The organism is Polynucleobacter sp. Nonnen-W13 (assembly GCF_018881735.1).
Taxonomy (GTDB): Bacteria; Pseudomonadota; Gammaproteobacteria; order Burkholderiales; family Burkholderiaceae; genus Polynucleobacter.
Map to the genome: position 1 here is coordinate 132,311 of NZ_JACVPU010000003.1, position 26,439 is coordinate 158,749.

Here is a 26,439-nt window from a genome sequence, read left to right on the forward strand (position 1 = left end):
AAGTAGTGATGAGTTTCTTATTTGCTAATACGGCACTCTGAAGGTAACAGTTGAGGTAGCAGATTCGTTTCAGAGGAGCGACAAGACCATCCACCAGCCCAAATCGATCCTTCTGGCTTAGATAAATCAATTGCTTTGGGAACATTGGCATCTGGATCATTTGTCGGAATGAGATGTAATGTATTTTTATTGTCTGGCGCAACGTTATTCTGAAAGTCAATGGCAATAGCGCCTGAAGGTGTAATCTCAATTAACTTCACACTGCGCGTTGGCACAAAGGTAAATGAACCGCTAGTTGCTTCATCCATCAGCACTGTACCTCTGCTAGCAAATGCTTCTGTCACAGCCAATTTTGCACTTGAAGATAGATTCATGCCTTCTACTATGCGACTACGTGCAATGTAATCTTGGTACTGAGGAACCGCAACGGCAACCAAAATACCAATGATGGCTACGACAACCATCACCTCGATTAAGGTAAAACCGGATTCTTGTTGTTGATCTTGCATAGGCATGGTGATTAGCTCCTGAGGTTAAATACCTCATCATCCAGTCTATACCCATGGGACTCAAGATGCCCAAATGTAGGAAAAGCCGGCTTTGAAGGCCGGCTTTTCTGATTAATGCTAAAAAATTAATGCGCTTCTTGAGCTGCGTTCTTTTTCTTGAAATAGCTGCCAACCAAAATCACAATCGCTATACCAATCACTTCAAAGGCTAGCTTCGCATCGCCTAGCGCAGACTGAATACTATCTTTGATCGCAGGGTCGTCAACCAACATGCCGCCGGCCAGGAAACCTAAAAGCCCTGCACCAATAGTAATAATGATTGGGAAACGCTCCATTACCTTTAGCAACATCGCGCTGCCAAAAATAATCAATGGAATAGACATCGCCAAACCAATGATCAGGAGTAATAGGCGAGTTTCTTCGGGGCCTTTTTGAGCCGCTGCTGCAACGGCTAAAACGTTATCTAAACTCATTACTAAGTCAGCGATCAAAATCGTACGAATGGCCGCCCAAATACTGGTCTTGGCTTCCATATGCTCTTCGCCACCACTATCGGACAACAACTGAATGCCGATATAGAGTAATAGTAAGCCGCCTACGATTTTTAAATATGGCAGCGTTAATAAAGCAACTGCAGTAATCGTAAGGACAACACGCAAAATGATGGCTGCAGCACTACCCCAAAAGATTGCCTTTTTTTGCTGGGCTGGCGGAAGGTTGCGTGACGCCAGTGCGATCACCACTGCGTTATCCCCAGATAACAAAATATTCGCAATGATGATTGAAAGTAATGCCGCCCAGAAGGCTGCATCAGAAAATGCTGAAAAATCCATGATGTCTCCGTACTTTTATATTTTAGTTTTAACTACAAGATGCTACAAAACTCATGCCGACGAATCGGCATGAATCTTCTATTACAACATGGCTTTAAGTAAAGCAGCCATTTCTGATGGGTTTCTAGTTACCTTAAAGCCACATTCTTCCATCACAGCAAGCTTTGCATCCGCTGTATCTGCACCGCCAGAAATCAATGCGCCAGCATGGCCCATACGTTTACCAGGAGGCGCCGTTACACCAGCGATAAAGCCAACAATAGGCTTCTTCATATTGGCCTTACACCAGCGCGCTGCTTCAGCTTCATCTGGACCACCGATTTCGCCGATCATGATAACTGCATCCGTATCTGGATCTTCGTTAAACATGCGCATCACATCAATGTGCTTCAGACCATTGATTGGATCGCCACCAATACCTACCGCTGTGGACTGACCTAAACCAACCGCTGTCAGTTGACCAACTGCTTCATATGTCAAAGTACCTGAACGGCTCACTACACCAATACGGCCCTTTTTATGAATATGGCCAGGCATGATGCCGATTTTGATTTCATCTGGAGTAATGATTCCAGGGCAATTTGGGCCAAGCAATAAAGTCTTCTTACCGCCGGCTGCTTCTTTTGCATGCATTTTGTTACGAACTTCCAACATATCCTTAACTGGAATGCCCTCAGTAATACAAATCACAAAATCAAGATCGGCTTCAACAGCCTCCCAAATAGCAGCAGCAGCGCCAGGAGGTGGGACATAAATTACAGAAGTGGTGGCACCAGTTTGCTGGGCGGCCTCTTTTACTGTTCCATAAATTGGAATATTGAAAATAGACTCACCAGCTTTTTTAGGATTAACGCCAGCAACAAAACAGTTTTTACCGTTAGCGTATTCCTGACACTTTTCTGTATGAAATTGGCCAGTCTTACCAGTAATACCTTGAGTAATTACTTTAGTATTTTTATTTACCAAAATAGACATATTGATTTCCTTGATTATTTGTTTTTCGCAACAGCAGCAACTACCTTAGTAGCAGCTTCTGCCATTGAATCGGCGCTAATGATTGGTAAACCAGAGTCTGCAAGAATCTTCTTGCCCAACTCCTCATTGGTACCCTTCATACGCACGACCAAAGGTACAGTCAAGTTCACCGCCTTACACGCTGTAACAACACCGTCGGCAATCACGTCGCAACGCATAATGCCGCCGAAAATATTCACCAAAATTGCTTCAACGCTCTTGTTCTTGAGCATGATCTTGAAAGCTTCTGTTACTTTCTCCGCAGTTGCGCCACCGCCAACGTCCAAGAAGTTTGCTGGCTCTCCGCCAAATAATTTAATGGTATCCATCGTTGCCATAGCTAAGCCCGCACCATTCACTAAGCAACCGATATTACCGTCAAGTGAAATGTAGGCTAAGTCAAACTTAGAAGCCTCGATCTCGGCTGCATCTTCTTCATCTATATCACGGTAAGCCATGATTTCTGGATGACGATATAAAGCATTTGGATCAAAATTGAATTTGGCATCAAGCGCCTTGATTTTGCCGTTGCCTTCAAGAATGAGTGGATTGATTTCCACTAATGAAGCATCGGTTTCCCAATAGGTTTTGTACAAGTTTTTAAATACATCACTTGCCATTGGAATTGAAGCATCTGGAACACCAATGCCTTTCGCAATAATCTGACAATCAGCATCCGTCAAACCAATTAAGGGATCAACAAACACTTTAATAATTTTTTCCGGATGAGATTCTGCAACCTCTTCAATATCCATTCCGCCTTCGCTGGACGCCATGATCACATTCTTCTGTGTGCCACGATCAGTGACGATACTAAAGTAGTACTCTTTTTTGATGTCAGCACCATCTTCAATCAAGAGACGATTTACTTTTTGACCTTCTGGGCCTGTTTGATGAGTTTTCAGCTGCATCCCCAAAATTTCAGAAGCGTACTTCTTCACTTCGTCCATGCTGCGGGCTAACTTCACACCGCCGCCCTTACCGCGACCACCCGCATGAATTTGTGCTTTAACAACCCATACTGGTCCGCCAAGCTTTTCGGCAGCTTTCATTGCCTCATCAACACTAAATGCAGGGATGCCGTTTGGAACAGGCACATTAAATTGGCGCAGTAGTTCTTTGCCTTGGTACTCGTGAATTTTCATTATTACTCCCGAAACGATATCTTTTAGCAAGCGATGAGGATTAGTAAAACCGAATTAACCTTGTCCACCTATTTAAGCAAAGGGTAGCGGTTTAGCCGACTTCGTAAGTCTATCATGCTGCAATGCGTCAACTTGGTCTATTTGCTCCGTAATTGCCCTAGTCTGTACGCCCTGCCACTATCTTAGATACCACGGCTGAGCTAAAGCCCTTGGAAGCCAGGAAACGATATTGCCGAGCCCGTTCCTTTTGCTCGCTTGCCACTACACCGAACTTACGCAACCACAATTCATGTGCACGCTGGTATTCAGTCTCTTTTAAGGTCTTGAGAAGGTCCGCAGTCTTTGAGCTATCGATACCTGCCTGTGTGAGCTCGTCCTGTATTTTTCGGGCGCCAAATCGCTCGCTACGACGTCGCACAAGAGCCTCCGCAAATCGCTGATCGGAAAGCCAGCCGCGCGTCTCAAAATCATCTAAGACAGCCTCGATCTGAACAGTGAGGGAAGTGGAAGTGCTTGGTGCAACTTCGTCTGAATCATCCTCGGCAGGCTTGAACTTCAACATCCTTGCCGCAGACTCTTCAAGTTTTGCTGCTAGCCCCTTGCGACTGTACTCTCTCATAGATAAAAGGCGCAAAGCCCGAGCTTTGAGACTCGGGCTTTGTTTCTTCTTTTTTTGAACAGTACTACCTAACTCTGACATCGAAGAATTACGCTTCCTCTTCTTCGCTCAAAACGTCACTGACTATTGCTGTGCCAGTCTTTACTCCTAATTTCGCACGAATTTTGGCTTCAATATCTTGAGCGATGGCAGGATTCTCTTTCAAGAACTCTCGCACATTGTCTTTTCCTTGTCCAATACGATCACCGTTATACGCATACCAAGAACCTGACTTTTCAACGATATCTGCCTCAACACCCATATCGATAATTTCACCTTCTCGAGAAATTCCAGCGCCGTACATGATGTCAAAGATGGCTTCGCGGAATGGTGGAGATACCTTGTTCTTGACTACTTTCACGCGAGTCTCGTTACCAACTACTTCATCGCCTTTCTTGATGCTACCAATACGACGAATATCTAAGCGCATAGAAGCGTAGAACTTCAGTGCATTGCCGCCAGTTGTAGTTTCTGGTGAACCAAACATCACACCAATTTTCATGCGAATCTGGTTAATAAAGATGACTGTTGTATTGGTACGCTTGATCGCACCAGTCAATTTACGCAAAGCTTGACTCATCAGGCGGGCTTGGAGGCCTGGTAATGAGTCGCCCATATCGCCTTCGATCTCAGCTCTTGGAACTAATGCTGCTACTGAGTCAATTACGATTAAATCAATTGAACCTGAGCGCACCAAGGCATCCGCAATTTCCAAGGCTTGCTCACCAGTGTCCGGTTGAGAGATCAACAGATTATTCACGTCTACACCTAAACGTGAGGCGTACTGAACATCTAAAGCATGCTCCGCATCAATGAAGGCACAAGTTCCACCAATCTTCTGCATCTCGGCAATCGCGTGCAAAGTTAGCGTGGTCTTACCTGAAGATTCTGGGCCGTAAATCTCAATGACTCGCCCGCGGGCTAAACCACCTACCCCAAGTGCAATATCTAAGCCCAATGAACCACTGGAGACTACCTGAATGTCCTGATGAATCTCTGCATCACCCAATCTCATGATTGAGCCCTTACCAAATTGCTTTTCAATTTGCGCTAAGGCTGCAGTCAACGCTTTTTGCTTATCTCCGCTCATTCCGTCAAATTCGGATGAGGCTGATTTTCTCTTATCGTCCAAGGCCATTTTTGATCCCTTTTCACTATTTGTTAGGCTGTTTTTCGAGTTTTTTGTGTTTTTTGTCAACATGCAACTTACTGTATATAAAAACAGTACTATTTGCAAGTGCCTTTTAAAAAGAATTTACTGCTTTTGAATTAGTCCCTCACTGACATGACGACTATGCCAATGGAAAAAGAGTGGCATAGCAACCCCCCAAATGATGGCCAAGAGCACTATTCCCCCCAGTTGTCCATTGGGCCCCCATGAACCTGCGCCCATGCGAATACCAGCCTCATAAGACATTGGGCCCGCAATTGCCCCCAAGACCGCTCCCAGCCATGGTCTGCCACGCAACCAGGATAAAGATCCGTTAATAGTGCTAGCCACCAATGCCCATAGGGTCCACATCCAAAATGGGGATAAGTAGGCGCTAGGCCAAGCGTCTTTAAAGTACAGAAAGCCTAGATTAGCTATAAGTGTGTCAGCACTCACTCCAAATATAACCGCCTTAAATATTAGCTTTAGCTCTAGCTTTGAGTGCTCTGAACGCCAAATGTGTATGACAAGATAGAAAAGGGTGCCAATGACGGGCCATAAAACCTGCTCATTAGCAGCGCCAATAATGCAGGCAAACCAACCGATTTGGAAAAGCACGAAATTCCAAAATTTAGCCATCGATCAGCTCCAAGCAAAATTACCTAAGAAAAAGGCCACTGCCGATGGGCAATGGCCTCTTGATTTGGTGGCGATTCAGGGATTCGAACCCCGGACCTGTGGATTATGATTCCATCGCTCTAACCAACTGAGCTAAATCGCCGAAGGTCAGATTTTAGCTTATTTGGTCAGAATGCTCAATTAATCTACTTTGAACTGATAAACATAGAGCATCAGACGATCTTAATGCTTAAATCCGGCAAATTATCGATAGCGCATCGAATGACATCTCCACGAATCACTGGCCCAACATTCTCAGGGGTGCCAGAATAAATGATATCGCCGGGAAATAATTCATTCGCCTCGGATAGCTTGGCAATTTGCTCTGCTACCGACCAAATCATTTGATCTAAATTGGCCTTCTGTTTCACAACACCGTTTACAGAAAGTGAAATTGTGCCTTTAGTAAAGTGGCCCACCTGACCCACCCGAAAAATCGGTCCAATAGGGGCAGAGTAATCAAAAGATTTACCAATTTCCCAGGGCTTTTTCTGGTCACCCATAAAGCGTTGTAAATCACGGCGCGTCATATCTAAACCCAAAGCGTACCCAAAGACATGCTCCAGCGCCTTCTCTACAGAAATATTTTTTCCACCCTTATTGAGAGCTGCAACCAACTCAACCTCGTAGTGATAGTTTTTAGTCAGCGATGGATAGGGATGATCCACTAGCTTATTAGGCGCTACGAACTGAATGGCATCTGTTGGCTTCTGAAAAAAGAATGGTGGCTCCCGAGTAGGGTCAGATCCCATCTCACGTGCATGGGCTGCATAATTTCTACCGATACAATAAATACGACGTACAGGAAATTCAGCGTCACTCCCCGCAATGGGTATCAGTGTTTGCGCAACTACAAAAGGGGTCTGGATTGAGTCACCCGACTTGTGAGCTTGAGCAGCGGTAACCATGCCCGCCGTGGAGAGTGATGCAACACCAAACTTAATCGCATTACGTCGACTAAGAAGATCGTTTTCTTGATTTGACATGCCCAACCCCTTTAAAAAGATAAGTTATCGTAATCCCATTACTAAATATGTATATCAGGAAAACCCCCAGCATAATTACCACCAACAAAAAGATACGGCCTTACTTAATCTGAAAGACGCTCACCGCCTCATCCCGGTTATAGCGTACGAAAACTTCAATTTTTTTGGATAAAAAGAGTTTCTTTAAGACCTCATCTTTGTTTTCAAAAGTAATCGCCGTTTGCTCTGGAAAGCGAGAAAAAGGATCGCTCATTACCTCAATAGATTGCCCATCTAATTTGATCAGTCGAATAGTGCGCTTATATAGGCGGTCAGGCTGAATAAAAATCAGGCGCTTGACATACTTATCTAAGACCAGCTTTTGCCCCAGGTCATTTGTCTTGTAATAGTAGACCAATTCATCTTTGCCATTAGTGGTGACATCCCGCTCCTCATCCCACTTAGCGAGTGCTATCTGGCTGGTAAGCACCCAAAGAATTGCTACTATGAATAATCTATACAAAGGCATCATTTACTTTCTGAGTTCATTTCATCTTATCAGCCAAAACACTTATGCGACTACTCTCTATATCCACCGGCAAAGTACTGCCGCTCTTTGCGTCTCATCACCCAAATTACTCCACCGTAGCCTCGGCTATCGAAAAAAAATCGATCAGTAATCTCGTCTCCCCTGCCCCTATAGAAATTACTCGACTTGGTGTTGTGGGCGATGAGCAAGCCGATCCATCAGTGCATGGCGGCATTGAAAAAGCGATTTACGTTTATCCAATGGAGCACTATGCCTTTTGGAACGAACTACTTTCCCGCGAAACTAAAAAATTAGTCGATCTCCCCCTAGGTGCTTTGGGTGAAAACTTCACGATTGAAGGCTTGCTAGAAAATGAGATATTTGTTGGGGATCAAATGCGCATTGGCACCCTTGAATTTACTGTAGTCAAGCTACGCGAACCCTGCTTTAAGTTCAATGCGAAGATGAAATACAAGGGCGCTGCCAAAGCTATGTTGCAATCAGGCTTTAGTGGATGGTATCTACGCGTCAATCAAACTGGTGCACTCGCAGCTGGTGCCGAGATTACGGTCCTGCCAGGCCAAAGACTGACATCCATTGCGGATCAAAATCAAGCCCTCTTTAATCGGGGCAATCAAAAAGATCTTTGGGATTAATTGTTGTGATTGATTTTTGGCAATAAAAAACCCGACCACAGAGTGGTCGGGTTTAGTTTTTGAAACAGACTAATGAAACTTAGTCTTTAGCGTAAATATCTACGTCTTTAGTTTCTTTAATAAACAGTGTACCGATTACCAATGTCACCGTAGCGATGATGATTGGGTACCAGAGACCGTAGTAAATATTACCGTTTTGCGCAACCAAGGCAAAGGCGATTGTTGGCATCAAGCCGCCAAACCAACCGTTACCAATATGGTATGGCAAGGACATAGAGGTGTAACGAATACGGGTTGGGAATAACTCAACCAACATCGCTGCAATTGGGCCATAAACCATGGTTACCAAGATCACCAAAATTACCAAGATACCAAGAATTGCTGCATGGTTGATGCCAGCAGGGTCAGCCTTTGCAGGATAACCAGCAGCATTCAATGCATCACGAATGGCTTTCTTGAACTCAGCATCTTTTGCTTTCGCATCAGCTGGAGCCATACCCTTAGCGGAGTAGCCCTGAATCTCTGTGTCGCCAATCTTCACAACAGCAGTACCACCGGCTGGGCCAGCAATAGTTGTGTAGCTTGCAGAGTTAGAAGCCATCACCTGCTTTGCAATGTCGCAAGAGCTAGTGAACTTCGCAGTACCTGTTGGGTTGAACTGGAAAGTACATTCGTTCACATCAGCAGTAATACTTGCTGGTGCAGTCGCCATTGCCTTTTCTAACGCTGGGTTAGCAAAGTGGGTTAAGCCATTAAACAAGGAAACTGGTGTGTTCGGGATGTACAGAATGATGGCAAGCAACAAACCACCCATGATGATGACCTTACGGCCAATCTTGTCTGACAAAGAACCGAAGATCACAAAGAATGGTGTACCGATTACCAATGAAGCAGCAATCAACAAGTTCGCAGTCTTAGGATCTACCTTCAATACTTGAGTGAGGTAGAACAAAGCATAGAACTGACCTGTGTACCAAACCACCGCTTGACCTGCAACCAGACCAAACAATGCCAAGATCACAATCTTCAAGTTCTTCCATTGACCGAATGACTCTGTCAAAGGCGCTTTAGACAACTTGCCTTCATCTTTCATCTTCTTGAAAGCTGGAGATTCGTTCATCGATAAACGGATGTAAACAGAAACGGCCAACAACAAGATGGATAAAAGGAATGGAACACGCCAGCCCCAAACATCAAAGTCTGGACCTGTAAATTCACGTGTGAACAAAATCACGAGCAGGGACAAGAACAAACCTAATGTTGCTGTAGTTTGAATCCAAGCTGTGTATGCACCACGCTTACCGTGAGGAGCATGCTCCGCCACATAAGTAGCAGCACCACCGTACTCACCACCCAAAGCTAAACCTTGAAGCATACGCAATGCGATCAAGATCACTGGGGCAGCAACACCGATAGTTGCATAGTTAGGTAATAGGCCTACGATGAAGGTTGCGCCACCCATGAGCATGATCGTTACCAAGAAGGTGTACTTACGACCGATCAAATCACCTAGGCGACCGAATACCAATGCGCCGAATGGGCGAACGATAAAGCCGGCAGCAAACGCAAGCAATGCAAAAATGAAGGCAGAACCTGCATCTAAGCCAGAGAAAAACTGCTTGGCCATAATCGCGGCCAATGAACCGTAAAGATAAAAGTCGTACCACTCAAAAACCGTACCTAAAGAGGAAGCAAAAATAACTTTGCGTTCTTCAGCGGTCATTGGGGCTGCTTTAGTTGATGTTGACATCAGTAGCTCCTAACTATTTTTATTAAATAAAAAACAACTAGGCGATTATGCTTTGAAAAAAATCAAAGAAATCCACTACTTAGGGTAATTCCCCATCAAATTAGATCGGGGTTTTCCCCATAAATGTGGATTTGTTGCAACGCATTCGATGCATTCTCTAAGCAGGCGTTTGCACCAAGATATTGCAAGCCGCCCAATTTAGGTGCAAATGTAAATGAGCATCCAACGGTATCCCGATTTAATGGCATGAGCGGTCAGTATCTGGCAGCGCACTAAAAAGATAACTAATTAAGGAGCTATACAAATGAAAAGACGTGACTTTTTAAGCAAAACTGCATTGGGCGCAGCTGCTGGTGTACTAGCAGCTCCTGCAATTGCGCAGTCCATGCCTGAAGTGAAGTGGCGCTGCGCCTCTAGCTTTCCAAAAAGCTTAGATACGATTTACGGTGGTGGCGAATATATTTCCAAGCGCGTTGCCGCACTAACTGATGGTAAGTTTCAAATCCGTATTTTTGGTGCTGGTGAGATTGTTCCCGCGTTTGGTACGGTAGATGCGGTTCAACAAGGTACTGTTGAGTGCACTCATACGGCTGGCTATTACTTCGTTGGAAAAAATAAAACCTTTGCGTTTGATACCACCGTACCTTTCGGTATGAACCAACGCCAGCAAAATGCCTGGATGTATTGGGGTGGAGGCTTAAAGCTCCAACGTGAATTCTTGCGTGATTACAACATCGTCTCCTTCCCTGCAGGAAATACCGGGACACAAATGGGTGGCTGGTTCAAGAAACCCGTCAAAACAGTTGCTGACCTCAAAGGCCTAAAAATGCGTATTGCAGGCTTAGGTGGTGAAGTCATGTCACGCCTAGGCGCAATCCCTCAGCAAATCGCTGGCGGCGATATTTACCCCGCCCTAGAAAAAGGTGTTATCGATGCGGCTGAGTGGGTTGGTCCGTATGACGATGAGAAATTAGGCTTTTACAAAATTGCGCCTTACTACTACTACCCAGGATGGTGGGAAGCTTGCTCAATGTATTCCATGTACGTCAATATTAAGGAATGGGAAAAATTGCCTAAGCAATATCAAGAGGCATTTACCTCCGCATGTGCAGAATGCAATATCGACATGATGGCTGAATACGATTACAAAAATCCGATCGCCCTACAAAGCCTCATCAAGAATGGAGTCAAGCTCCAGTCTTACTCAACTGAGATCATGAAAGCAGCCTCTACTGCCGCGTTCGAGATGTATGAAGAAGAGGCTGCCAAAAATCCATCGTTCAAGAAAATTTATGAGCCATGGAAGAAGTTCCGTAATGACCAAATGCTGTGGAATAAGGTTGCAGAGCAAACGCTCATGAGCTTCATGCTAAGCAACCCAGTCAAATAAGAACCTACCGATAAGTTGATATGCCAAAACAATTATTAGTTTTTTCAAGTTTCGTTGATCGCCTAAATGACCGTTTTGGTGTCTTTGCGAGTTGGTTGGTATTAATTGCCGTACTGGTCAGCACCGCAAATGCGCTGATCCGGTACGGCTTTAATGTCAGTTCGAATGGCTGGCTAGAAGCGCAGTGGTATTTGTTTGCTGGAATGGTGATGTTTGGTGCCGCCACTACGTTTCGATTAAATGAACATGTTCGGGTAGATGTGCTCTATGCGCTCTATCCCAACAGAGTTCGTCTTTGGTTAGATTTCTGGGGTGGCATTATTTTCTTCCTACCAGTGACCATCATCATTGGCTACTACTCCTGGGAATTTTTCATCACATCCATTATTCAGAATGAAACCTCAAGCAATCCTGGCGGCCTGATTCGCTGGCCAGTCCGAGGTGCCATTACTCTAGGCTTCTTCTTGCTGACCCTTCAGGGTCTCTCTGAAATTATCAAACGATACGCAGCCATTATTGGTGTGATCAAAATCGATCCTAAGTACGAAAGACCTTTGCAATGATTAGTCATGATCTGATGGCCCCCATTATGTTTGGGGGCTTAATTATATTTTTATTGATTGGGTATCCAGCAGCCTTTTCACTTGGCGCAGTTGGCTTATTCTTTTCTTTTATCGGCATTGAGATGGGCATGTTCCAGCCCACCTTTTTGCAAGCACTGCCAGACAGGGTCTTTGGAATTCTTTCAAATGATCTATTGCTCTCGATCCCCTTCTTCACCTTTATGGGAGCCATTCTTGAAAAGTGTGGTTTAGCAGAAGACATGCTTGAGGGCTTGGGGCAATTATTTGGTCCGATCCGTGGCGGTCTTGCATATGCAGTGATTATTGTTGGCGCAATTTTGGGTGCTATTACTGGCACAGTGGCAGCGTCCGTCATTGCCATGGGATTAATCTCATTACCAGTAATGTTGCGTTACGGCTATAACCCACGAGTAGCAACTGGTGTGATCGCAGCCTCTGGCACGATCACCCAATTGATTCCTCCATCATTGGTATTGATCGTGCTGGCAGACCAATTGGGTAAGTCTGTTGGCGATATGTATGCCGGTGCTATCGGCCCATCTATCATCCAAGTAACGCTCTTTTGCTTGTTCATTTTCTTTTTATCGATCTTTAGACCACAAGACGTACCAGCGCTGCCACCAGAAGCTCGTCCGAAAATTGATTGGAAGTTACTCAAGAAAATTCTCTGGGGAATTGTCCCGTCGATTGCCCTGATCTTCTTAGTATTGGGCACTATTTTGATGGGTCTAGCTACACCGACTGAGGGTGGCGCAATGGGCTCAGTTGGCGCCTTAATTCTGGCAGCGATGAATAAGCGTCTGCAAAAAGCACTGGTTTGGGAAGCAATGACTTCCACTATGCGCATCAATGCCATGGTGATCTTTATCTTGATTGGCTCAACTGTATTTGGACTTGCATTTAGAGGAGTGGATGGTGATCTATGGATTGAGAACCTGCTATCTGGCCTACCAGGTGGTCAAGTTGGCTTCCTAATTGCGGTGAACTTATTTGTATTCTTCTTAGCCTTCTTCCTAGATTACTTTGAGATTGCCTTCATCATCATCCCTTTATTGGCACCAGTTGCCGAAAAGCTTGGCATTGATCTGATTTGGTTCGGCGTTCTACTGGGCGCTAATATGCAAACTTCGTTCATGCATCCGCCATTTGGTTTTGCATTGTTCTATTTGCGTGGGGTTGCACCCAAATCTCTCAAAAGTTCGGATATCTACTATGGGGCGCTACCTTGGGTTGGCTTACAACTCATATTGGTTGCCATCATTATCTTTATCCCAGAAACTGTGACCTATTTTGTTGATAAACCTGCTGCTGTCTTTGATGCTAGCGGTCCATCGGTTGATCCATTAGCTGGTGTAGAGCAAAATGAGATTACGGTAGACTCCAGCTCTGACATTGAACGTCAGCTACGAGAGAATAAATAACAATACTTATTGAGACAGCAGTCAAAGGGATTTGGTAATGCAACAAAAATGGGGAATTCGAGGGATGGCGGTAGCGCCACACTCACTAGCATCTGAATCGGCATTAGCGGTACTACGTGAAGGCGGTAATGCATTAGAGGCAATGATTGCAGCAGCAGCAACCATTGCCGTTGTTTACCCCCACATGAACTCGATTGGTGGTGACTCTTTCTGGGTAGTTCACTCTCCCGGTAAAGCGATGGGTGGCATTGATGCTTGTGGTGCAGCCGCTGGTCTAGCGACTAAACAGTGGTATGCGGAGCGTGGAATCACCAAGGCCATTCCTTTTAGAGGTGCCATTGCAGCCAATACAGTTGCAGGCACCATCTCTGGTTGGGGCGCCGCCCAGAAACTATCACAACAAGGTTTAGGTGGAAGACTTCCACTCTCCCGCTTGCTGGCAGATGCTATTCACTATGCTGAAGCTGGAGTCCCGGTTACTCACAGTCAGTCAAGTTTGACCGAGAAAAAGAGGGTAGAGTTAAGCCCCATTCCCGGATTTGCAGAGACATTTTTAGTGAACGGTAAAGCCCCTGAAGTGGGCAGCATCTTTAAACAAGAACGTCTTGCAAGAACCCTGCGGCAAATCTCTCGCAAGGGAACAGAAGATTACTATCGTGGCGATTTAGCTGAATTACTCGCAAAAGAGCTTACAGAGATTGGTAGCCCTCTGAGACTATCTGACCTTCATCGCCATCAAGCGAAACTGATTGACCCGCTTGAGCTCAAGCACAGCACAGGCAATGTATACAACATGACGCCGCCAACCCAAGGCGTTGTGTCTTTGATGATCATTGGCATCTTGGATCAACTCAATCTCAAACGATTCAAAGTCGATAGTCCTGAGTATGTTCATCACTGTGTTGAGGCTACCAAACAGGCGTTTAAGGTACGCGATCAATTTGTCACCGATCCAGCGTATATGATAAAAAATGCGCAGTCTTTCTTAGATCCTGCATTCTTAAAGAAATTGGCAAAAAATATTGATCCTGAAAAGGCACTGCCTTGGGGTCAGGGTAAAGGACCAGCCGATACAATTTGGATGGGCGTGGTTGATGGCAATGGAAATTGCGTTTCCTTTATTCAAAGTATTTATCACGAGTTTGGCGCTGGCATCGTATTGCCCAAGTCTGGTGTGAACTGGCAGAACCGCGGATGCAGCTTCTCGCTGGATCCAAAAACACTCAATCACCTTGAACCCTATCGCAAACCATTCCATACATTGAACCCGGCGATGGCTTTATTCAAGGATGGTCGATCGATGGTCTACGGCACTATGGGTGGCGATGGTCAACCACAGACTCAGTGTGCCGTCTTCACTCGCACCGCAACTTATGGACTTGATCCTCAGGACGCTATCAGTCGCCCACGCTGGTTACTTGGTAGAACCTGGGGACAAACTAGTGATAGCTTGAAATTAGAATCGCGCTTTAGTCCATGGGTTGCTAAAGAACTACATGCCCTCGGACACGAGATTGAAATGCTCGATGCCTTTGATGAAACCGTTGGCCACGCTGGTTGTATTATTCGCGATCCTTCTGGTACCTTGCATGGCGGTTGGGATCCCCGCAGTGATGGCGCCGTTAGCGCGTTTTAGTAATAAATAATTTGGGTACGCGCAGATCCCAGTAGATGGCAGCTGCGCGTAATCCAAAAATAGCGAGCATGCAAAGCACCGATCCTTCGAGTGTGTATTCGGGGGAAAAATTCAGAATCAGAACATAAATGAAGCAACCCAAAGTGACGGGGATTGCATATAGCTCATGCGACATGAGTAAAGTTTTTCTACCGGCCAAAATATCCCGCAACAAGCCACCACCGATAGCCGTCACTACACCTAAGATCACCGGGGCAACTGGTAAACCAAACCCTAAGTTCCAAGCCTTATCAGCACCCTGAATACCAAACAAAGCAGCACCCAGGCCGTCGATATAGAGCATCCAGCGATAAATCTGCGGCTGCGTAAAAAAAGATTCCGCTATAAAAGTCACGACGCACGCCCCCAAGGCTACCCAGATGTAAATTTGCGCAATCGACCAAAATGAAGGGACATCCAAAATGATGTCGCGGAGAGTTCCGCCACCAATGGCAGTAATCACACCCAATACCATGACGCCAAAAAGATCAACGCCCCGATCAGCAATGACGAGTACACCAGTGACTGCAAAAGCCACCGTAGCAATGATGCCAATCCAGAAATTAATTTGATCCATAGCGTCTAGTCTAAATCACCGATAGCACCCAATCAATGAAGTCCTCAATATACTCAGGGGAATGTCATTAAGGAAACTGTTATGAAAACTCAGCTTTATAGTTTTTGGCGTAGCTCGGCAGCCTTTCGGGTGCGCATTGCACTCAATTTAAAGGGTCTAGATTATGAGGTGATTCCAATTCATATTATTCAAAGTGGAGGCGCCCAAACTGCTGGTGAGTATGCAAAAAAAAATCCCAATCGCTTAGTGCCCCTTTATACCAATGGTTCTCACACCATTCACCAATCGCTTGCCATCATTGAATATCTAGAAGAGGTTCGATCAAATCCTCCGCTACTACCTCAAACTGCAATCGATCGAGCGTGGGTGCGTTCAGTAGCCATGGATATCGCCATGGAAATTCACCCACTGAATAATGTCAGGGTATTGCGCTATCTCATGAAAACCATGGGCGTGAGTACAGAGGCAAAAGATACCTGGAGTCATCATTGGATGATTTTGGGGTTAGAAAGCCTAGAAAAGCAATTAAACGTAGATATGAGAGTGGGTCGTTTTGCTTGTGGAGATCAGCCTGGCTTGATTGATATTTGCCTAGTGCCGCAAATTTTTAATGCACTCAGTGCAAAGATCGATATGACGAGTTACCCAACACTCATGAAAATATTTCATCAATGTATGACACTACCTGCATTTATTGATGCATCCTGGGAAAAGCAAATCGATGCTGAGGGATTAAACCCTTTTACTCCACCACAGGAATAAAGACAGTGTTAGCAAAGATCCCACTGTAGTTAAAAGCACTACTCGAGAAATAATTCGACCATCTGCGTTGTAATATTGAGCCAACATAAATGGGCCGGTACCAGTAGGAAGTGCGGCTAGTATCACTACAGCACTCACCCATAAGTCCGATAAACCTAAGATTGGCCCGGCAATCAACCAAGCGACTAGCGGCTGAATAATGAGTTTTGCGACGCTAATACCCCACGCCTGCTGTGATGCTGACTTTTCTTTTTGTATCAAAAACAGCCCAATAGAAACTAATGCGCAGGGTGTTGCAGCCGTAGCTAAGAAAGCGATGACTTGCGCTAATGGGTCATATAGAACCAAATCTGTAGATGACCATAGTAAACCTGCCACTGGGGCAATCAATAGTGGATTAGTGCAAAGCGACTGCAGTACATTCCAAATAATTTCATGGGATTTTTTATGGGACTGTATGCCAACCTCAATGAGTACTGTGGCTATAGCAAACATCACAAAGACAATAAAGGTCGCAATAATTGCTGGCGCCAAACCATCTTGACCAAGCGCCAAAACACAGAGCGGAATACCCATGTATCCCGTGTTGGAGTAAGACGCACTTAAACCTGAAAAACTAGCGGCTGCCAAATCTCGCTTGCGAACCCAGCTAACTACCATTACCAAAGTAAATACTAGCAAGCAACTTAGAAAGAAAGCAGTAATAAAGCCAGGCTGCCAAAGTGTTTGCCAACCACTACTCGATGCGAAATTAAATAACTGCGCAGGTAACGCAAGCCAAACGACAAAGCGATTTAACTCGATGGATGCACTCTCACCTAATTTGCCCGTACGTCCACAAGCATAGCCAATCAAAATAAGGGCAAATACCGGAAAGACAACATTAAAAACGTAGAACAATTTAGATGGGCTTTTTTAGATCAGGAAATTTTCTTCAGAGTCTGCTGATATCGCTGCGCATTTTTGACATAACGACCAGAAATATCTTCAATACCCGCAATCTGCTCTGGTGTTAGTGACTTCACTGCCTTGGCGGGTGAACCCAAAATCATCGAGCCATCAGGAAATTCTTTGCCTTCTGTGACTAATGCGCCGGCACCTACCAAACAGTTCTTGCCAATTTTGGCTCCGTTCAAAATGACTGCGCCAATGCCCACCAAGCTACCATCGCCTATTTGGCAACCATGGAGCATTACTTGATGTCCAACAGTAACGTACTTTCCGAGGATGAGGGGATAGCCAGGATCAGTATGCAAGATAGAAGCATCTTGAACATTACTGCCCTCACCTATTTGGATCAGATCGTTATCGCCACGGATCACGACCTTGGGCCACACACTCGCATTTTTGTGAAGCTCGACTCTACCAATCACTTCTGCGCTCTCGGCAACCCAAGCTCCGTCGTCTAAGCGAGGAGCATTTCCATCTAGTTCAAATATAGCCATGACCCATTATAGGTAATGGCTATATTTATGACAGCCTACCAGTTAGGCTCACGATCAGGAGTAGAAGAAATCCGGTGAATACTTAAATCGGCACCTTCGTACTCTTCCTCCTGTGACATGCGGATACCTAAAGCAACTTTTAGCAATCCATAAACTACAAAACCACTAATAAGGGCAATTGCAACCCCCAAGCCAGTTCCAATCAACTGCCCTAAGAAAGTCACTCCGCCAAGACCGCCTAGTGCTTTTGTCCCAAAAATACCCGCAGCCAAGCCACCCCATAAACCGCATAAACCATGAAGTGGCCAGACGCCCAACACATCGTCGATCTTCCAGCGGTTTTGCACCAAAGTAAACATATATACAAAGAGAGCACCAGCAATTAAGCCAACTACTAAGGCGCCCATTGGATGCATTAGATCTGAGCCAGCACAAACTGCTACCAAGCCAGCTAGCGGCCCGTTATAAGTAAAGCCTGGGTCATTGCGACCAATTACCCATGCAGCCAAAGTACCACCAACCATCGCCATGAGGGAATTCATGGCCACCAAGCCACTGACTTTATCTATAGTCTGCGCACTCATGACGTTAAATCCAAACCAACCTACCGCCAAAATCCAGGCACCTAATGCCAAGAATGGAATGCTAGATGGTGGATGCGCTGCAACGTTGCCATCCTTGGTGTAGCGACCGCGACGAGCGCCCAAGAGAATGACTGCTGGCAATGCGATCCAACCACCGACCGCATGCACTACAACCGATCCCGCAAAGTCATGAAACTCCTCACCAGTCAGCGTCTTAATCCACGCTTGAATACCGTAATGCTGATTCCAGGCAATGCCTTCAAAGAAGGGGTAGATGAAACCCACCAGAATAAAAGTAGCTATCAGCTGGGGATTGAACTTCGCACGCTCCGCAATACCGCCAGAGATAATTGCCGGAATAGCAGCAGCAAAAGTCAGTAAGAAAAAGAATTTGACTAGTTCATAGCCATTTTTCTCGGCCAAGATTTCAGCGCCTGAGAAAAAATCAACGCCGTAAGCAATGCTATACCCAATAAAGAAATAGGCAATGGTTGATACTGCAAAGTCCACTAGGATTTTGACCAAAGCATTAACTTGGTTTTTTTTGCGCACAGTGCCGAGCTCAAGAAATGCAAATCCTGCATGCATAGCCAAAACCATGATGGCGCCGAGCAAAATAAATAAGACATCACTGCCTGATTTCAAAGTTTCCACTGAAATAACTCCCCATGTTTTTTGCATCATTATGGGGAATATCGAGACAGAATTTCGATATTAATGCACTTATTTAGTGCAATTTAAGGCCTTGAATATGGTTTATTATCAAATTTACATACACCCAAGGGAGAACCCATGAAAAAAGTTTTAGTTCTATTAGCTGCTTTAGGGGCATTTTCTGGCTTAGCTCAGGCTCAAGAAAAAATTCAGGTCCTGAGCACACAAGAGCTTGTTAACGTCTGTAAATTGCCAGCAAGTCCTGAATCCCGCAGCTTTTGCGTAGGCTATACAACTGCCATTTACGATACCTATTTGGCTACACGCCATCCACAGCGCGCAAAACCCTATATTTGTGTAAAGCAACCAGCGCCGTCACGTGATGAAGTAATTGGTGAATTTGTAAAATTTGGGCAATCCAACCAACAAACTGCTGACAAACCAGCAGCAGGTGTTTTCTTGGGCTTCTTGGCATCACGCTTCCCTTGTGCCAAAAAATAATCAAAATTATTTAGCCAATTCAATCTATAGACTAAGGAACAGTTGATATGAAAAAAATGATCGCCATTACTGCCGCAACTCTAGCAATCGCAGGTTGCTCAAATATGAGCAATACAGAACAACGTACTTTATCTGGCGCCAGTATCGGTGCAGCTGCTGGTGCAGTTGGTACAGCTATTTTCCACGGCAACCCAATCTGGGGTGCAGTCGGTGGCGCAGCAGTTGGTGCAGCTTCTGGTTACGTATACGATGCCTACAAAAAAGAGCAGGCTTCTGAGTACAACTCTGGATATAACGCTGGAAAAAATAATCAACCAGCTAAAGCTCCTCAGTAATACTGAATATTTCTAGTAGCAAGAAAATCAAAAAAACCCGACCTGCGTAATGCAAGTCGGGTTTTTCTTTAAGACTTCAGTCATTTAAGACAGTAGCAACTGATTAATACGCTTTACATAAGCGGCCGGATCATTCAATTGGCCACCTTCTGCCAAAAGAGCTTGATCAAACAAAACCTGAGTCCATTCATCAAAGTGCTGATCATCTGACTTCAACTTGAGGAGCAAAGGATGCTCTGGATTGATCTCTAAAATAGGTTTAGTGTCTGGCGCTTGCTGGCCCGCCGCTTTAAGCATGCGCAATAAATTTCCAGAAAGCTCGTTCTCATCAGAGACTAAACAAGCTGGAGAATCAGTCAAGCGGAAGGTCACACGCACATCTTTCACCTTGTCTTCCAATACCGCTTTCATACGATCGAGTAAGCCTTTGAAATTCTTCTCAGTTTCCTCATGCTCCTTCTTTTCGTTCTCGTCACTTAAGTTACCGAGATCAAGACCACCCTTTGCTACTGAGGTCATCTGCTTGCCATCAAACTCAGCAAAGAAAGAAAGCATCCATTCGTCCACTCGATCAGTAAGCAGCAACACTTCGACACCCTTCTTGCGGAAGATTTCTAAATGCGGACTATTTTTAGCAGCATTAAAAGTATCGCCAGTCACGTAATAAATCTTGTCCTGACCTTCCTTCATACGTGAAATATATTCAGCCAAGGAAACAGTTTGATCCGCAGAATCCATCTGTGTACTTGCAAAACGCAAGAGCTTTAGGATGCGCTCTTGATTTGGCTGATCTTCACCAACACCTTCTTTGAGCACTTGTCCAAACTGAGTCCAGAAGGTGCGGTACTTTTCTTTCTTAGCTTCATCATCGCTATTGGCCAGATCCTCTAACATGCTGAGCACACGCTTGGTAGAGCTTTCGCGAATGATTTTGACATCACGTGATTCCTGGAGAATCTCACGGGAAACGTTTAAAGGCAGATCAGTTGAATCAATCACACCAGTGACAAAGCGCAGATACATCGGCATTAATTGCTCGGCATCATCCATGATGAATACCCGCTTCACATACAACTTAATACCACCACGCTTATTACGATCCCACAAATCAAATGGTGCGCGTGCAGGGACATATAGTAGCTGTGTAAATTCACTACGGCCTTCAACCCGATTTAGGGAATAGCACAATGGATTTTCGTAGTCGTGAGACAAGTGCTTATAAAATTCGTCATACTGCTCTTGAGTAATCTCCGCCTTAGAGCGCGCCCATAGAGCACTTGACTGGTTAATACTTTCAAGCTCATCTTTAATCACTTGCTCTTTTTTATCCGCATCCCACTCTTCTTTATTCATCTGAATCGGCAAAGAGATGTGATCAGAGTATTTACGTATGATCGACTTGAGCTTATGGGTAGAAAGGAAATCGTCCTCACCTTCACGTAAATGCATCGTGATCGATGTTCCACGTTGAGGGCGATCAATACTTTCAACCGTAAATTCGCCAGAACCATCAGACTCCCAACGAACCCCATCGGTCGCCGGCAGACCAGCACGACGCGTCTCTACAGTAATGCGGTCGGCCACAATAAATGCTGAATAAAAACCTACGCCAAACTGGCCAATTAAAGCGGCATCTTTTTGCTGATCGCCGGATAGCTTGGAAAAAAATTCTTTCGTACCCGAGCGGGCAATGGTGCCCAAGTTTGCAATGGCTTCATCGCGGCTCATGCCGATGCCATTATCAGCAATAGTCACGGTTCTGGCAGCCTGATCAAAACTGACTTTGATCTTCAAATCAGGATCATCGCCATACCACTCGGGATGCTCAATCCCTTCAAAGCGCAGCTTATCTGAAGCATCAGATGCATTCGAGATCAACTCGCGTAGGAAAATTTCCTTATTGGAATATAAGGAATGGATCATCAGTTGTAAAAGTTGTTTTACCTCGGCCTGAAAGCCTAAAGTTTCTTTGCTAGCTACAGTCATGCGTATTCCCTCTTCCCTCTTAATCAATGAACATCACCTCACGTAAGTGGGGCTTATTTAATCTATTTCAAGATCCCTAGCTCTAGAAATTTAGACGGAGGGTGGCTTTGAATGTTTCTCAGCTACAGGCAAGTCAGCCTTTTTCCAGGCGCTAAAACCGCCTTCGAGATGACAAACACCGGGCACTCCCATTTTTTGAAGGGTTTCTGTTGCCAGGGCAGAGCGCCATGCGGATGCGCAATAGAGCACTAAACGCTTGCCCTCACCAAAAACCGGCTTGAAATAAGGACTGTCTGGGTCAACCCAAAATTCCAACATGCCGCGCGGCGCATGAATTGCATTCGGAATCATCCCATCACGTTCTAACTCCCTCACGTCCCGAATATCTACAAATACCGTGCTCAGATCATCCAGCAATTGCTGGGCTTGCTCCAATGGAACGGTCTCAATTTGTGACATCGCATTGGCAATTAATTCTTGATAGCCTAATTTCAATTTCATGAAAATCTCCTAAATTACTAATACTTTTATTTGGTCGTTATGAAGAGCGATATATCGACTCTGCCCTGATAATATGTACTTATGAACTTTACCCCTACCGAGCTTGGTGCCAGCCTTATTTTTGCCATTGCAGTACTCCATACCTTTTGTACTTCGTATTTTGAAGCGCTTGCTAAAAAATCTCCAAAGCACGCTGGCTTATGGCATCTCCTTGGCGAAGTAGAAATCGTTTTTGGATTTTGGGCGGCCATCCTCATTATTTTTATGTGGCTTGCTAATGATCTAGCCACAGCAAAAGAGTACGCCAACAAACGCAACTTCACCGAGCCGCTATTTGTTTTTGCCATCATGGTGGTCGCTGGTAGCAAGCCAATTTTGCATTTTGCCACTCAGCTGCTTCACAAACTCGGCAAGCTAATTCAACTCCTCTTGCGCACTAAGCAAGCTCCTACACTATATTTCTTGACCCTCAGCATCACACCGTTGTTAGGCTCGCTAATCACTGAACCTGCAGCAATGACGCTGGCAGCATTCTTATTACGTGACCTAGTCTATCGCCATAAATGCTCAACCCCACTACTGTTCGGCACTCTAGGTGTGCTGTTCGTCAATATTTCAATCGGTGGCACGCTAACTAATTTTGCAGCACCACCGGTGCTTATGGTGGCATCCACTTGGGGCTGGAGTAGCGCTTTTATGTTTGCCAACTTTGGCCTTGAAGCGATGATCGCCATTTTTATTAATGCAACAATCGTAACGCTGCTCTTTCACAAGCAATTAATTGAGCCCATCAGCAAAGCAGATCAGACTCGTATTCCACTCACCATTACAGTCATTCATCTACTTTTTTTACTGGGTATCGTCGCTTTTGCACATGACCCAGTAATTTTCATGTGGTTACTACTCTTTTTCATTGGCTACACCACGGCTTATCCAAAACATCAAAACCCACTGATTTTGCGCGAGGCTTTATTGGTTGGCTTTTTCTTGGCCGGACTCGTAGTGCTCGGCGGACTGCAAGGTTGGTGGCTACAGCCAATTCTGGAAAACATGAGCCCAACGGCCGTTTTCTATGGCAGCCTGGCATTAACTGCGATTACCGATAATGCAGCACTCACGTACTTAGGCTCACTAGTGCAGGGTACTTCCCCAGAATTCAAGTTAGCTTTAGTTGGCGGCGCAGTAGCAGGCGGCGGCCTCACAGTCATCGCCAATGCTCCTAACCCTGCTGGACTGGCTATTTTGCGTAGTTACTTCCCAAATGCAGCTGTTTCGGCAGGCTTACTACTCATAGCCGCTATTCCACCAACCATTGTTGCGATTCTGGCTCTACGCCTGCTCTAGGCGATTTATCCCGTAAAATCTCAGCTTCGCCCCCAGCTATAAACCTGAGAACGGCATATGAAAAAGCTCTATATCAAAACCTTTGGCTGCCAAATGAACGAGTACGACTCGGGCAAGATGGCTGACCTCCTACATGCCAATGAAGGCATGGTCATGACTAATACCCCCGAAGATGCAGACGTGGTTCTATTGAACACTTGCTCGATTCGTGAAAAAGCGGAAGACAAGGTATTTTCTGACTTAGGACGCCTGCGTGAGCTCAAGAAAAGCAAACCCGATTTATTGATTGGTGTTGGCGGTTGTGTTGCCAGTCAAGAAGGTCAACAAATTATTAATAGAGCTCCTTTTGTAGATGTGGTTTTCGGTCCACAAACACTGCATCGCTTATCTGATCTCATTACACAACGTCGCGAAACCGGCAGACCTCAAGTTGACATCTCTTTTCCAGAAATAGAAAAGTTTGATCATCTACCCGCCTCTCGTCAAACTCGCGGCTCAGCCTACGTCTCTATTATGGAAGGCTGCTCAAAGTACTGTAGCTACTGCGTGGTTCCTTACACTCGTGGCGAAGAAGTTTCGCGTCCCTTTGATGACGTATTAACAGAAGTGGCCGGCCTTGCATCACAAGGCGTGAAAGAAATTGTTTTACTCGGTCAAAACGTCAATGCTTATCTTGGCAAAATGGGTAATACGGAAGAGATTGCAGATTTTGCACTACTGATTGAATACATCGCAGAAATACCAGGCGTTGAAAGAATTCGCTTTACCACTAGCCACCCAAAGGAATTTACTCAGCGCTTGATTGATGTCTACGCAAAAGTTCCTAAGCTGGTGAGTCACCTACATCTTCCAGTGCAACATGCATCAGACTCCGTTTTATCTGCAATGAAACGTGGCTATACCGCCCTTGAGTACAAAAGTATTATTCGCAAGATGCGCGCTGTGAGGCCCGACCTGACGCTCTCTAGTGACTTCATTGTGGGCTTTCCTGGCGAAACCGATGAAGACTTTGCAAAACTGCTCAAAATGGTTGAAGAACTCAATTTTGATAATAGCTTTTGCTTTATCTTCAGCGCACGTCCAGGCACACCGGCAGCTAATCTCAGTGATGAGACCCCTTATGAGGTCAAACTCAAGCGACTGCAAACCTTACTGGCACTAGTTGAATCTCAAGCAAATCAAATTAGCAAAAACATGTTGGGTAGCGCTGAACGGGTTCTTGTTGAAGGCTTAGCAAAGGATGGCGTAAATCTGCAAGGTCGTGCTGCAAATAACCGGGTAATTCACTTTACTGCGCCAGATACAGATATTGAATTACTCATCGGTCAGATGGTGGACATCCGCATCACTGAAGTACTCAATTACACGCTGCGAGGTGATCTCATCAGTGAGTTCACTGCTCCGCAAGTCCATTAAGATGTCTACCAAGCAATCATCCCCCTCTAAATTAGAGATAGATATTCAGTTTGCCAGTGCAGCAATTGAAGAAAAAGTTTTTGCGTTAGCCTCTTCAGCAGCAATCAAAAAATGGGTAAAAGCAACGGTTCATTTAAATGGTCTGATCACCTTACGATTTGTTAATTTAGCTGAAGGGAAAAAACTGAATTTTGCCTTTCGTAGTAAAGACTACGCAACTAATGTCCTCACTTTTTCCTACGAGCTCAGCAACAAGACTGTGACTGCCGACATTATTTTTTGCCTCCCCGTGATTCAAAAAGAGGCATTAGAGCAAAGTAAGCCTATGAGGGCGCACTTAGCCCATCTAGTAATACATGGCTGCTTACACGCCCAAGGTCTTGACCATGAGCGCGACAAAGAAGCAAAGAAAATGGAAGACAAAGAAATCGTCCTCCTAACATCTTTGGGCTTTACTAATCCCTACGCACCCATTTAAGGCGTCCCTAATGCCTCCTTCATTGAATTTACTTATTTCTGCGATATTCTTGCTATATGCCTGACCCCAACAAATCCCTTCTAGAACGCTTGGCTGATTTTTTAACGCCACAGCCAAGCAGCCCAGCTGAACGTCGTCAAGAACTGATTGATACCCTCAGAGAAGCCCAGACAGAGGGCTTAATTGATGCAGATGCCCTCTCCATGATTGAGGGTGTATTCCAAGTAGGGCAATTATGTGCTCGCGATATTTTGATTCCCAGAGCGCAGATTGACTGGATTGACATTAGCCAGCCTTTGTCGGAAATCATCAAAAGTGTGATTACTGCCGCTCATTCACGCTTCCCCGTATTTGAAGGTACTCGTGACAATGTGGTTGGCATACTGCTGGCGAAAGATTTATTGCGTCACTCCACTGAAAAAGATTTTCAGGTGCGCGATTGGCTTCGCCCTGCCGTATTTATTCCTGAATCTAAGCGCTTAAGCGTGTTGCTACGAGACTTTAAAGATAACCGCAATCACTTAGCCATTGTCGTCGATGAATACAGCAGCGTCGCTGGCGTTATTACAATTGAAGACGTGCTTGAGCAAATTGTTGGCGACATTGAAGATGAGCACGATATTGATGAAGAGGCAGATAACCTGATCTCTTTAGACAATGGTGATATTCGCGTGAAAGGCATTACTGAGCTCGAGCAATTTAACGAGACCCTGGGTACGCAATTTGAAGTTGAAGGTATTGAAACGGTTGCCGGTTTAGTCATTCAGCATCTTGGTCGAGTACCGAAGATGGGTGAACTGATTGAAATTGACGGGGTTGAATTTGAGGTTCAGCGTGCTGATCCGAGACAGATTCATATTCTGCTTGCGCGACAGCTCCCGAAACAACCCTCCTGAGAA

The 26,439-nt window shown here is 45.2% G+C and carries 28 protein-coding genes and 1 tRNA gene; 12 read left to right on the plus strand and 17 right to left on the minus strand.

Features of this window, described 5'->3' with window-relative positions; all coding sequences use genetic code 11:
* Positions 1-17: 17 nt before the first annotated feature.
* From ICN27_RS09190 to ICN27_RS09235, 10 genes are all read right to left on the minus strand, one after another.
* A complete protein-coding gene (locus tag ICN27_RS09190; RefSeq protein ID WP_215308419.1) occupies positions 18-515 on the minus strand; it encodes a pilin in 498 nt (165 codons plus the stop codon).
* Positions 516-634: 119 nt separating this feature from the next.
* Positions 635-1,342: a TerC family protein gene (locus ICN27_RS09195; RefSeq protein ID WP_216269816.1), complete on the minus strand. Its 708-nt coding sequence runs from the start codon at positions 1,340-1,342 to the stop codon at positions 635-637.
* 81 nt (positions 1,343-1,423) lie between these two features.
* Positions 1,424-2,317 carry a succinate--CoA ligase subunit alpha gene (sucD, locus tag ICN27_RS09200; protein WP_215308421.1) on the minus strand — a complete coding sequence of 298 codons (894 nt, stop codon included), beginning with the start codon at positions 2,315-2,317 and terminating at the stop codon, positions 1,424-1,426.
* A gap of 14 nt (positions 2,318-2,331) precedes the next feature.
* Positions 2,332-3,501, minus strand: a complete 1,170-nt coding sequence (gene sucC / locus ICN27_RS09205; RefSeq protein ID WP_215308422.1) for an ADP-forming succinate--CoA ligase subunit beta — start codon at positions 3,499-3,501, stop codon at positions 2,332-2,334.
* A 157-nt stretch (positions 3,502-3,658) separates the two neighbouring features.
* Positions 3,659-4,201 carry a RecX family transcriptional regulator gene (locus ICN27_RS09210; protein WP_216269817.1) on the minus strand — a complete coding sequence of 181 codons (543 nt, stop codon included), beginning with the start codon at positions 4,199-4,201 and terminating at the stop codon, positions 3,659-3,661.
* 7 nt (positions 4,202-4,208) lie between these two features.
* Entirely contained in the window at positions 4,209-5,297 is a 1,089-nt protein-coding gene (recA, locus tag ICN27_RS09215) for a recombinase RecA (RefSeq protein ID WP_046330807.1), read from the minus strand.
* A gap of 117 nt (positions 5,298-5,414) precedes the next feature.
* A complete protein-coding gene (locus ICN27_RS09220; RefSeq protein WP_216269818.1) occupies positions 5,415-5,948 on the minus strand; it encodes a DUF2878 domain-containing protein in 534 nt (177 codons plus the stop codon).
* Between the two features lie 65 nt (positions 5,949-6,013).
* Positions 6,014-6,090: transfer RNA gene (locus ICN27_RS09225), tRNA-Met, on the minus strand.
* 70 nt (positions 6,091-6,160) lie between these two features.
* A complete protein-coding gene (locus tag ICN27_RS09230) occupies positions 6,161-6,973 on the minus strand; it encodes a fumarylacetoacetate hydrolase family protein (RefSeq protein ID WP_370624502.1) in 813 nt (270 codons plus the stop codon).
* A gap of 100 nt (positions 6,974-7,073) precedes the next feature.
* Complete coding sequence (locus tag ICN27_RS09235; RefSeq protein ID WP_216269819.1) at positions 7,074-7,484, minus strand: hypothetical protein; 411 nt, start codon at positions 7,482-7,484, stop codon at positions 7,074-7,076.
* Positions 7,485-7,525: 41 nt separating this feature from the next.
* Between ICN27_RS09235 and ICN27_RS09240 the strand changes: the two genes are divergently transcribed.
* Positions 7,526-8,137, plus strand: coding sequence for an MOSC domain-containing protein (locus ICN27_RS09240; protein ID WP_216269820.1), 612 nt, complete (start codon positions 7,526-7,528; stop codon positions 8,135-8,137).
* A gap of 79 nt (positions 8,138-8,216) precedes the next feature.
* Here the strand turns inward: ICN27_RS09240 and ICN27_RS09245 are convergent, their stop codons facing one another.
* Positions 8,217-9,887: an MFS transporter gene (locus ICN27_RS09245; protein WP_215325755.1), complete on the minus strand. Its 1,671-nt coding sequence runs from the start codon at positions 9,885-9,887 to the stop codon at positions 8,217-8,219.
* Positions 9,888-10,191: 304 nt separating this feature from the next.
* Between ICN27_RS09245 and ICN27_RS09250 the strand changes: the two genes are divergently transcribed.
* The 4 genes from ICN27_RS09250 to ICN27_RS09265 are packed head-to-tail and all read left to right on the plus strand — an operon-like array spanning position 10,192 to position 14,918.
* Positions 10,192-11,277, plus strand: coding sequence for a TRAP transporter substrate-binding protein (locus ICN27_RS09250; protein WP_215325756.1), 1,086 nt, complete (start codon positions 10,192-10,194; stop codon positions 11,275-11,277).
* Positions 11,278-11,297: 20 nt separating this feature from the next.
* Positions 11,298-11,840 carry a TRAP transporter small permease subunit gene (locus ICN27_RS09255; RefSeq protein ID WP_215308440.1) on the plus strand — a complete coding sequence of 181 codons (543 nt, stop codon included), beginning with the start codon at positions 11,298-11,300 and terminating at the stop codon, positions 11,838-11,840.
* Complete coding sequence (locus ICN27_RS09260; RefSeq protein ID WP_216269821.1) at positions 11,837-13,282, plus strand: TRAP transporter large permease subunit; 1,446 nt, start codon at positions 11,837-11,839, stop codon at positions 13,280-13,282. Before ICN27_RS09255 ends, ICN27_RS09260 begins: the two co-directional genes overlap by 4 nt.
* Positions 13,283-13,319: 37 nt before the next feature.
* Positions 13,320-14,918, plus strand: coding sequence for a gamma-glutamyltransferase family protein (locus ICN27_RS09265; RefSeq protein WP_216269822.1), 1,599 nt, complete (start codon positions 13,320-13,322; stop codon positions 14,916-14,918).
* Here ICN27_RS09265 and ICN27_RS09270 read toward each other — a convergent pair.
* Positions 14,905-15,534, minus strand: coding sequence for a trimeric intracellular cation channel family protein (locus tag ICN27_RS09270; RefSeq protein ID WP_215308443.1), 630 nt, complete (start codon positions 15,532-15,534; stop codon positions 14,905-14,907). The genes ICN27_RS09265 and ICN27_RS09270 overlap by 14 nt on opposite strands.
* A gap of 81 nt (positions 15,535-15,615) precedes the next feature.
* Between ICN27_RS09270 and maiA the strand changes: the two genes are divergently transcribed.
* Positions 15,616-16,296, plus strand: a complete 681-nt coding sequence (maiA, locus tag ICN27_RS09275; protein WP_216269823.1) for a maleylacetoacetate isomerase — start codon at positions 15,616-15,618, stop codon at positions 16,294-16,296.
* Here maiA and ICN27_RS09280 read toward each other — a convergent pair.
* The 3 genes from ICN27_RS09280 to ICN27_RS09290 are packed head-to-tail and all read right to left on the minus strand — an operon-like array spanning position 16,267 to position 18,979.
* Positions 16,267-17,196, minus strand: coding sequence for an AEC family transporter (locus ICN27_RS09280; protein ID WP_216269824.1), 930 nt, complete (start codon positions 17,194-17,196; stop codon positions 16,267-16,269). The two genes, maiA and ICN27_RS09280, sit on opposite strands and share 30 nt — an antisense overlap.
* A 20-nt stretch (positions 17,197-17,216) precedes the next feature.
* Positions 17,217-17,741 carry a gamma carbonic anhydrase family protein gene (locus ICN27_RS09285; RefSeq protein ID WP_216269825.1) on the minus strand — a complete coding sequence of 175 codons (525 nt, stop codon included), beginning with the start codon at positions 17,739-17,741 and terminating at the stop codon, positions 17,217-17,219.
* Positions 17,742-17,776: 35 nt separating this feature from the next.
* On the minus strand, positions 17,777-18,979 hold the full coding sequence (locus ICN27_RS09290; RefSeq protein ID WP_216269826.1) for an ammonium transporter: 1,203 nt from the start codon (positions 18,977-18,979) through the stop codon (positions 17,777-17,779).
* 138 nt (positions 18,980-19,117) lie between these two features.
* On the opposite strand from ICN27_RS09290, the gene ICN27_RS09295 reads away from it, so the two are divergent.
* On the plus strand, positions 19,118-19,480 hold the full coding sequence (locus tag ICN27_RS09295) for a Rap1a/Tai family immunity protein (RefSeq protein WP_216269827.1): 363 nt from the start codon (positions 19,118-19,120) through the stop codon (positions 19,478-19,480).
* Between the two features lie 47 nt (positions 19,481-19,527).
* A complete protein-coding gene (locus tag ICN27_RS09300) occupies positions 19,528-19,815 on the plus strand; it encodes a glycine zipper domain-containing protein (protein ID WP_215308449.1) in 288 nt (95 codons plus the stop codon).
* A gap of 84 nt (positions 19,816-19,899) precedes the next feature.
* Here ICN27_RS09300 and htpG read toward each other — a convergent pair whose 3' ends face one another.
* Both htpG and ICN27_RS09310 read right to left on the minus strand, forming a co-directional pair.
* Positions 19,900-21,801 carry a molecular chaperone HtpG gene (gene htpG, locus ICN27_RS09305; RefSeq protein ID WP_216269828.1) on the minus strand — a complete coding sequence of 634 codons (1,902 nt, stop codon included), beginning with the start codon at positions 21,799-21,801 and terminating at the stop codon, positions 19,900-19,902.
* Positions 21,802-21,891: 90 nt separating this feature from the next.
* Complete coding sequence (locus tag ICN27_RS09310; RefSeq protein WP_216269829.1) at positions 21,892-22,302, minus strand: rhodanese-like domain-containing protein; 411 nt, start codon at positions 22,300-22,302, stop codon at positions 21,892-21,894.
* Positions 22,303-22,383: 81 nt separating this feature from the next.
* On the opposite strand from ICN27_RS09310, the gene ICN27_RS09315 reads away from it, so the two are divergent.
* Genes ICN27_RS09315 through ICN27_RS09330 form a run of 4 tightly spaced genes read left to right on the plus strand, consistent with a single transcriptional unit; the run spans position 22,384 to position 26,436 of the window.
* On the plus strand, positions 22,384-23,646 hold the full coding sequence (locus ICN27_RS09315) for a putative Na+/H+ antiporter (protein ID WP_216269830.1): 1,263 nt from the start codon (positions 22,384-22,386) through the stop codon (positions 23,644-23,646).
* 57 nt (positions 23,647-23,703) lie between these two features.
* Complete coding sequence (gene miaB, locus ICN27_RS09320) at positions 23,704-25,062, plus strand: tRNA (N6-isopentenyl adenosine(37)-C2)-methylthiotransferase MiaB (protein WP_216269831.1); 1,359 nt, start codon at positions 23,704-23,706, stop codon at positions 25,060-25,062.
* A gap of 1 nt (position 25,063) precedes the next feature.
* Positions 25,064-25,540, plus strand: a complete 477-nt coding sequence (gene ybeY, locus ICN27_RS09325) for an rRNA maturation RNase YbeY (protein WP_216269832.1) — start codon at positions 25,064-25,066, stop codon at positions 25,538-25,540.
* A gap of 56 nt (positions 25,541-25,596) precedes the next feature.
* Complete coding sequence (locus tag ICN27_RS09330) at positions 25,597-26,436, plus strand: HlyC/CorC family transporter (RefSeq protein ID WP_215308455.1); 840 nt, start codon at positions 25,597-25,599, stop codon at positions 26,434-26,436.
* Positions 26,437-26,439: the final 3 nt, after the last annotated feature.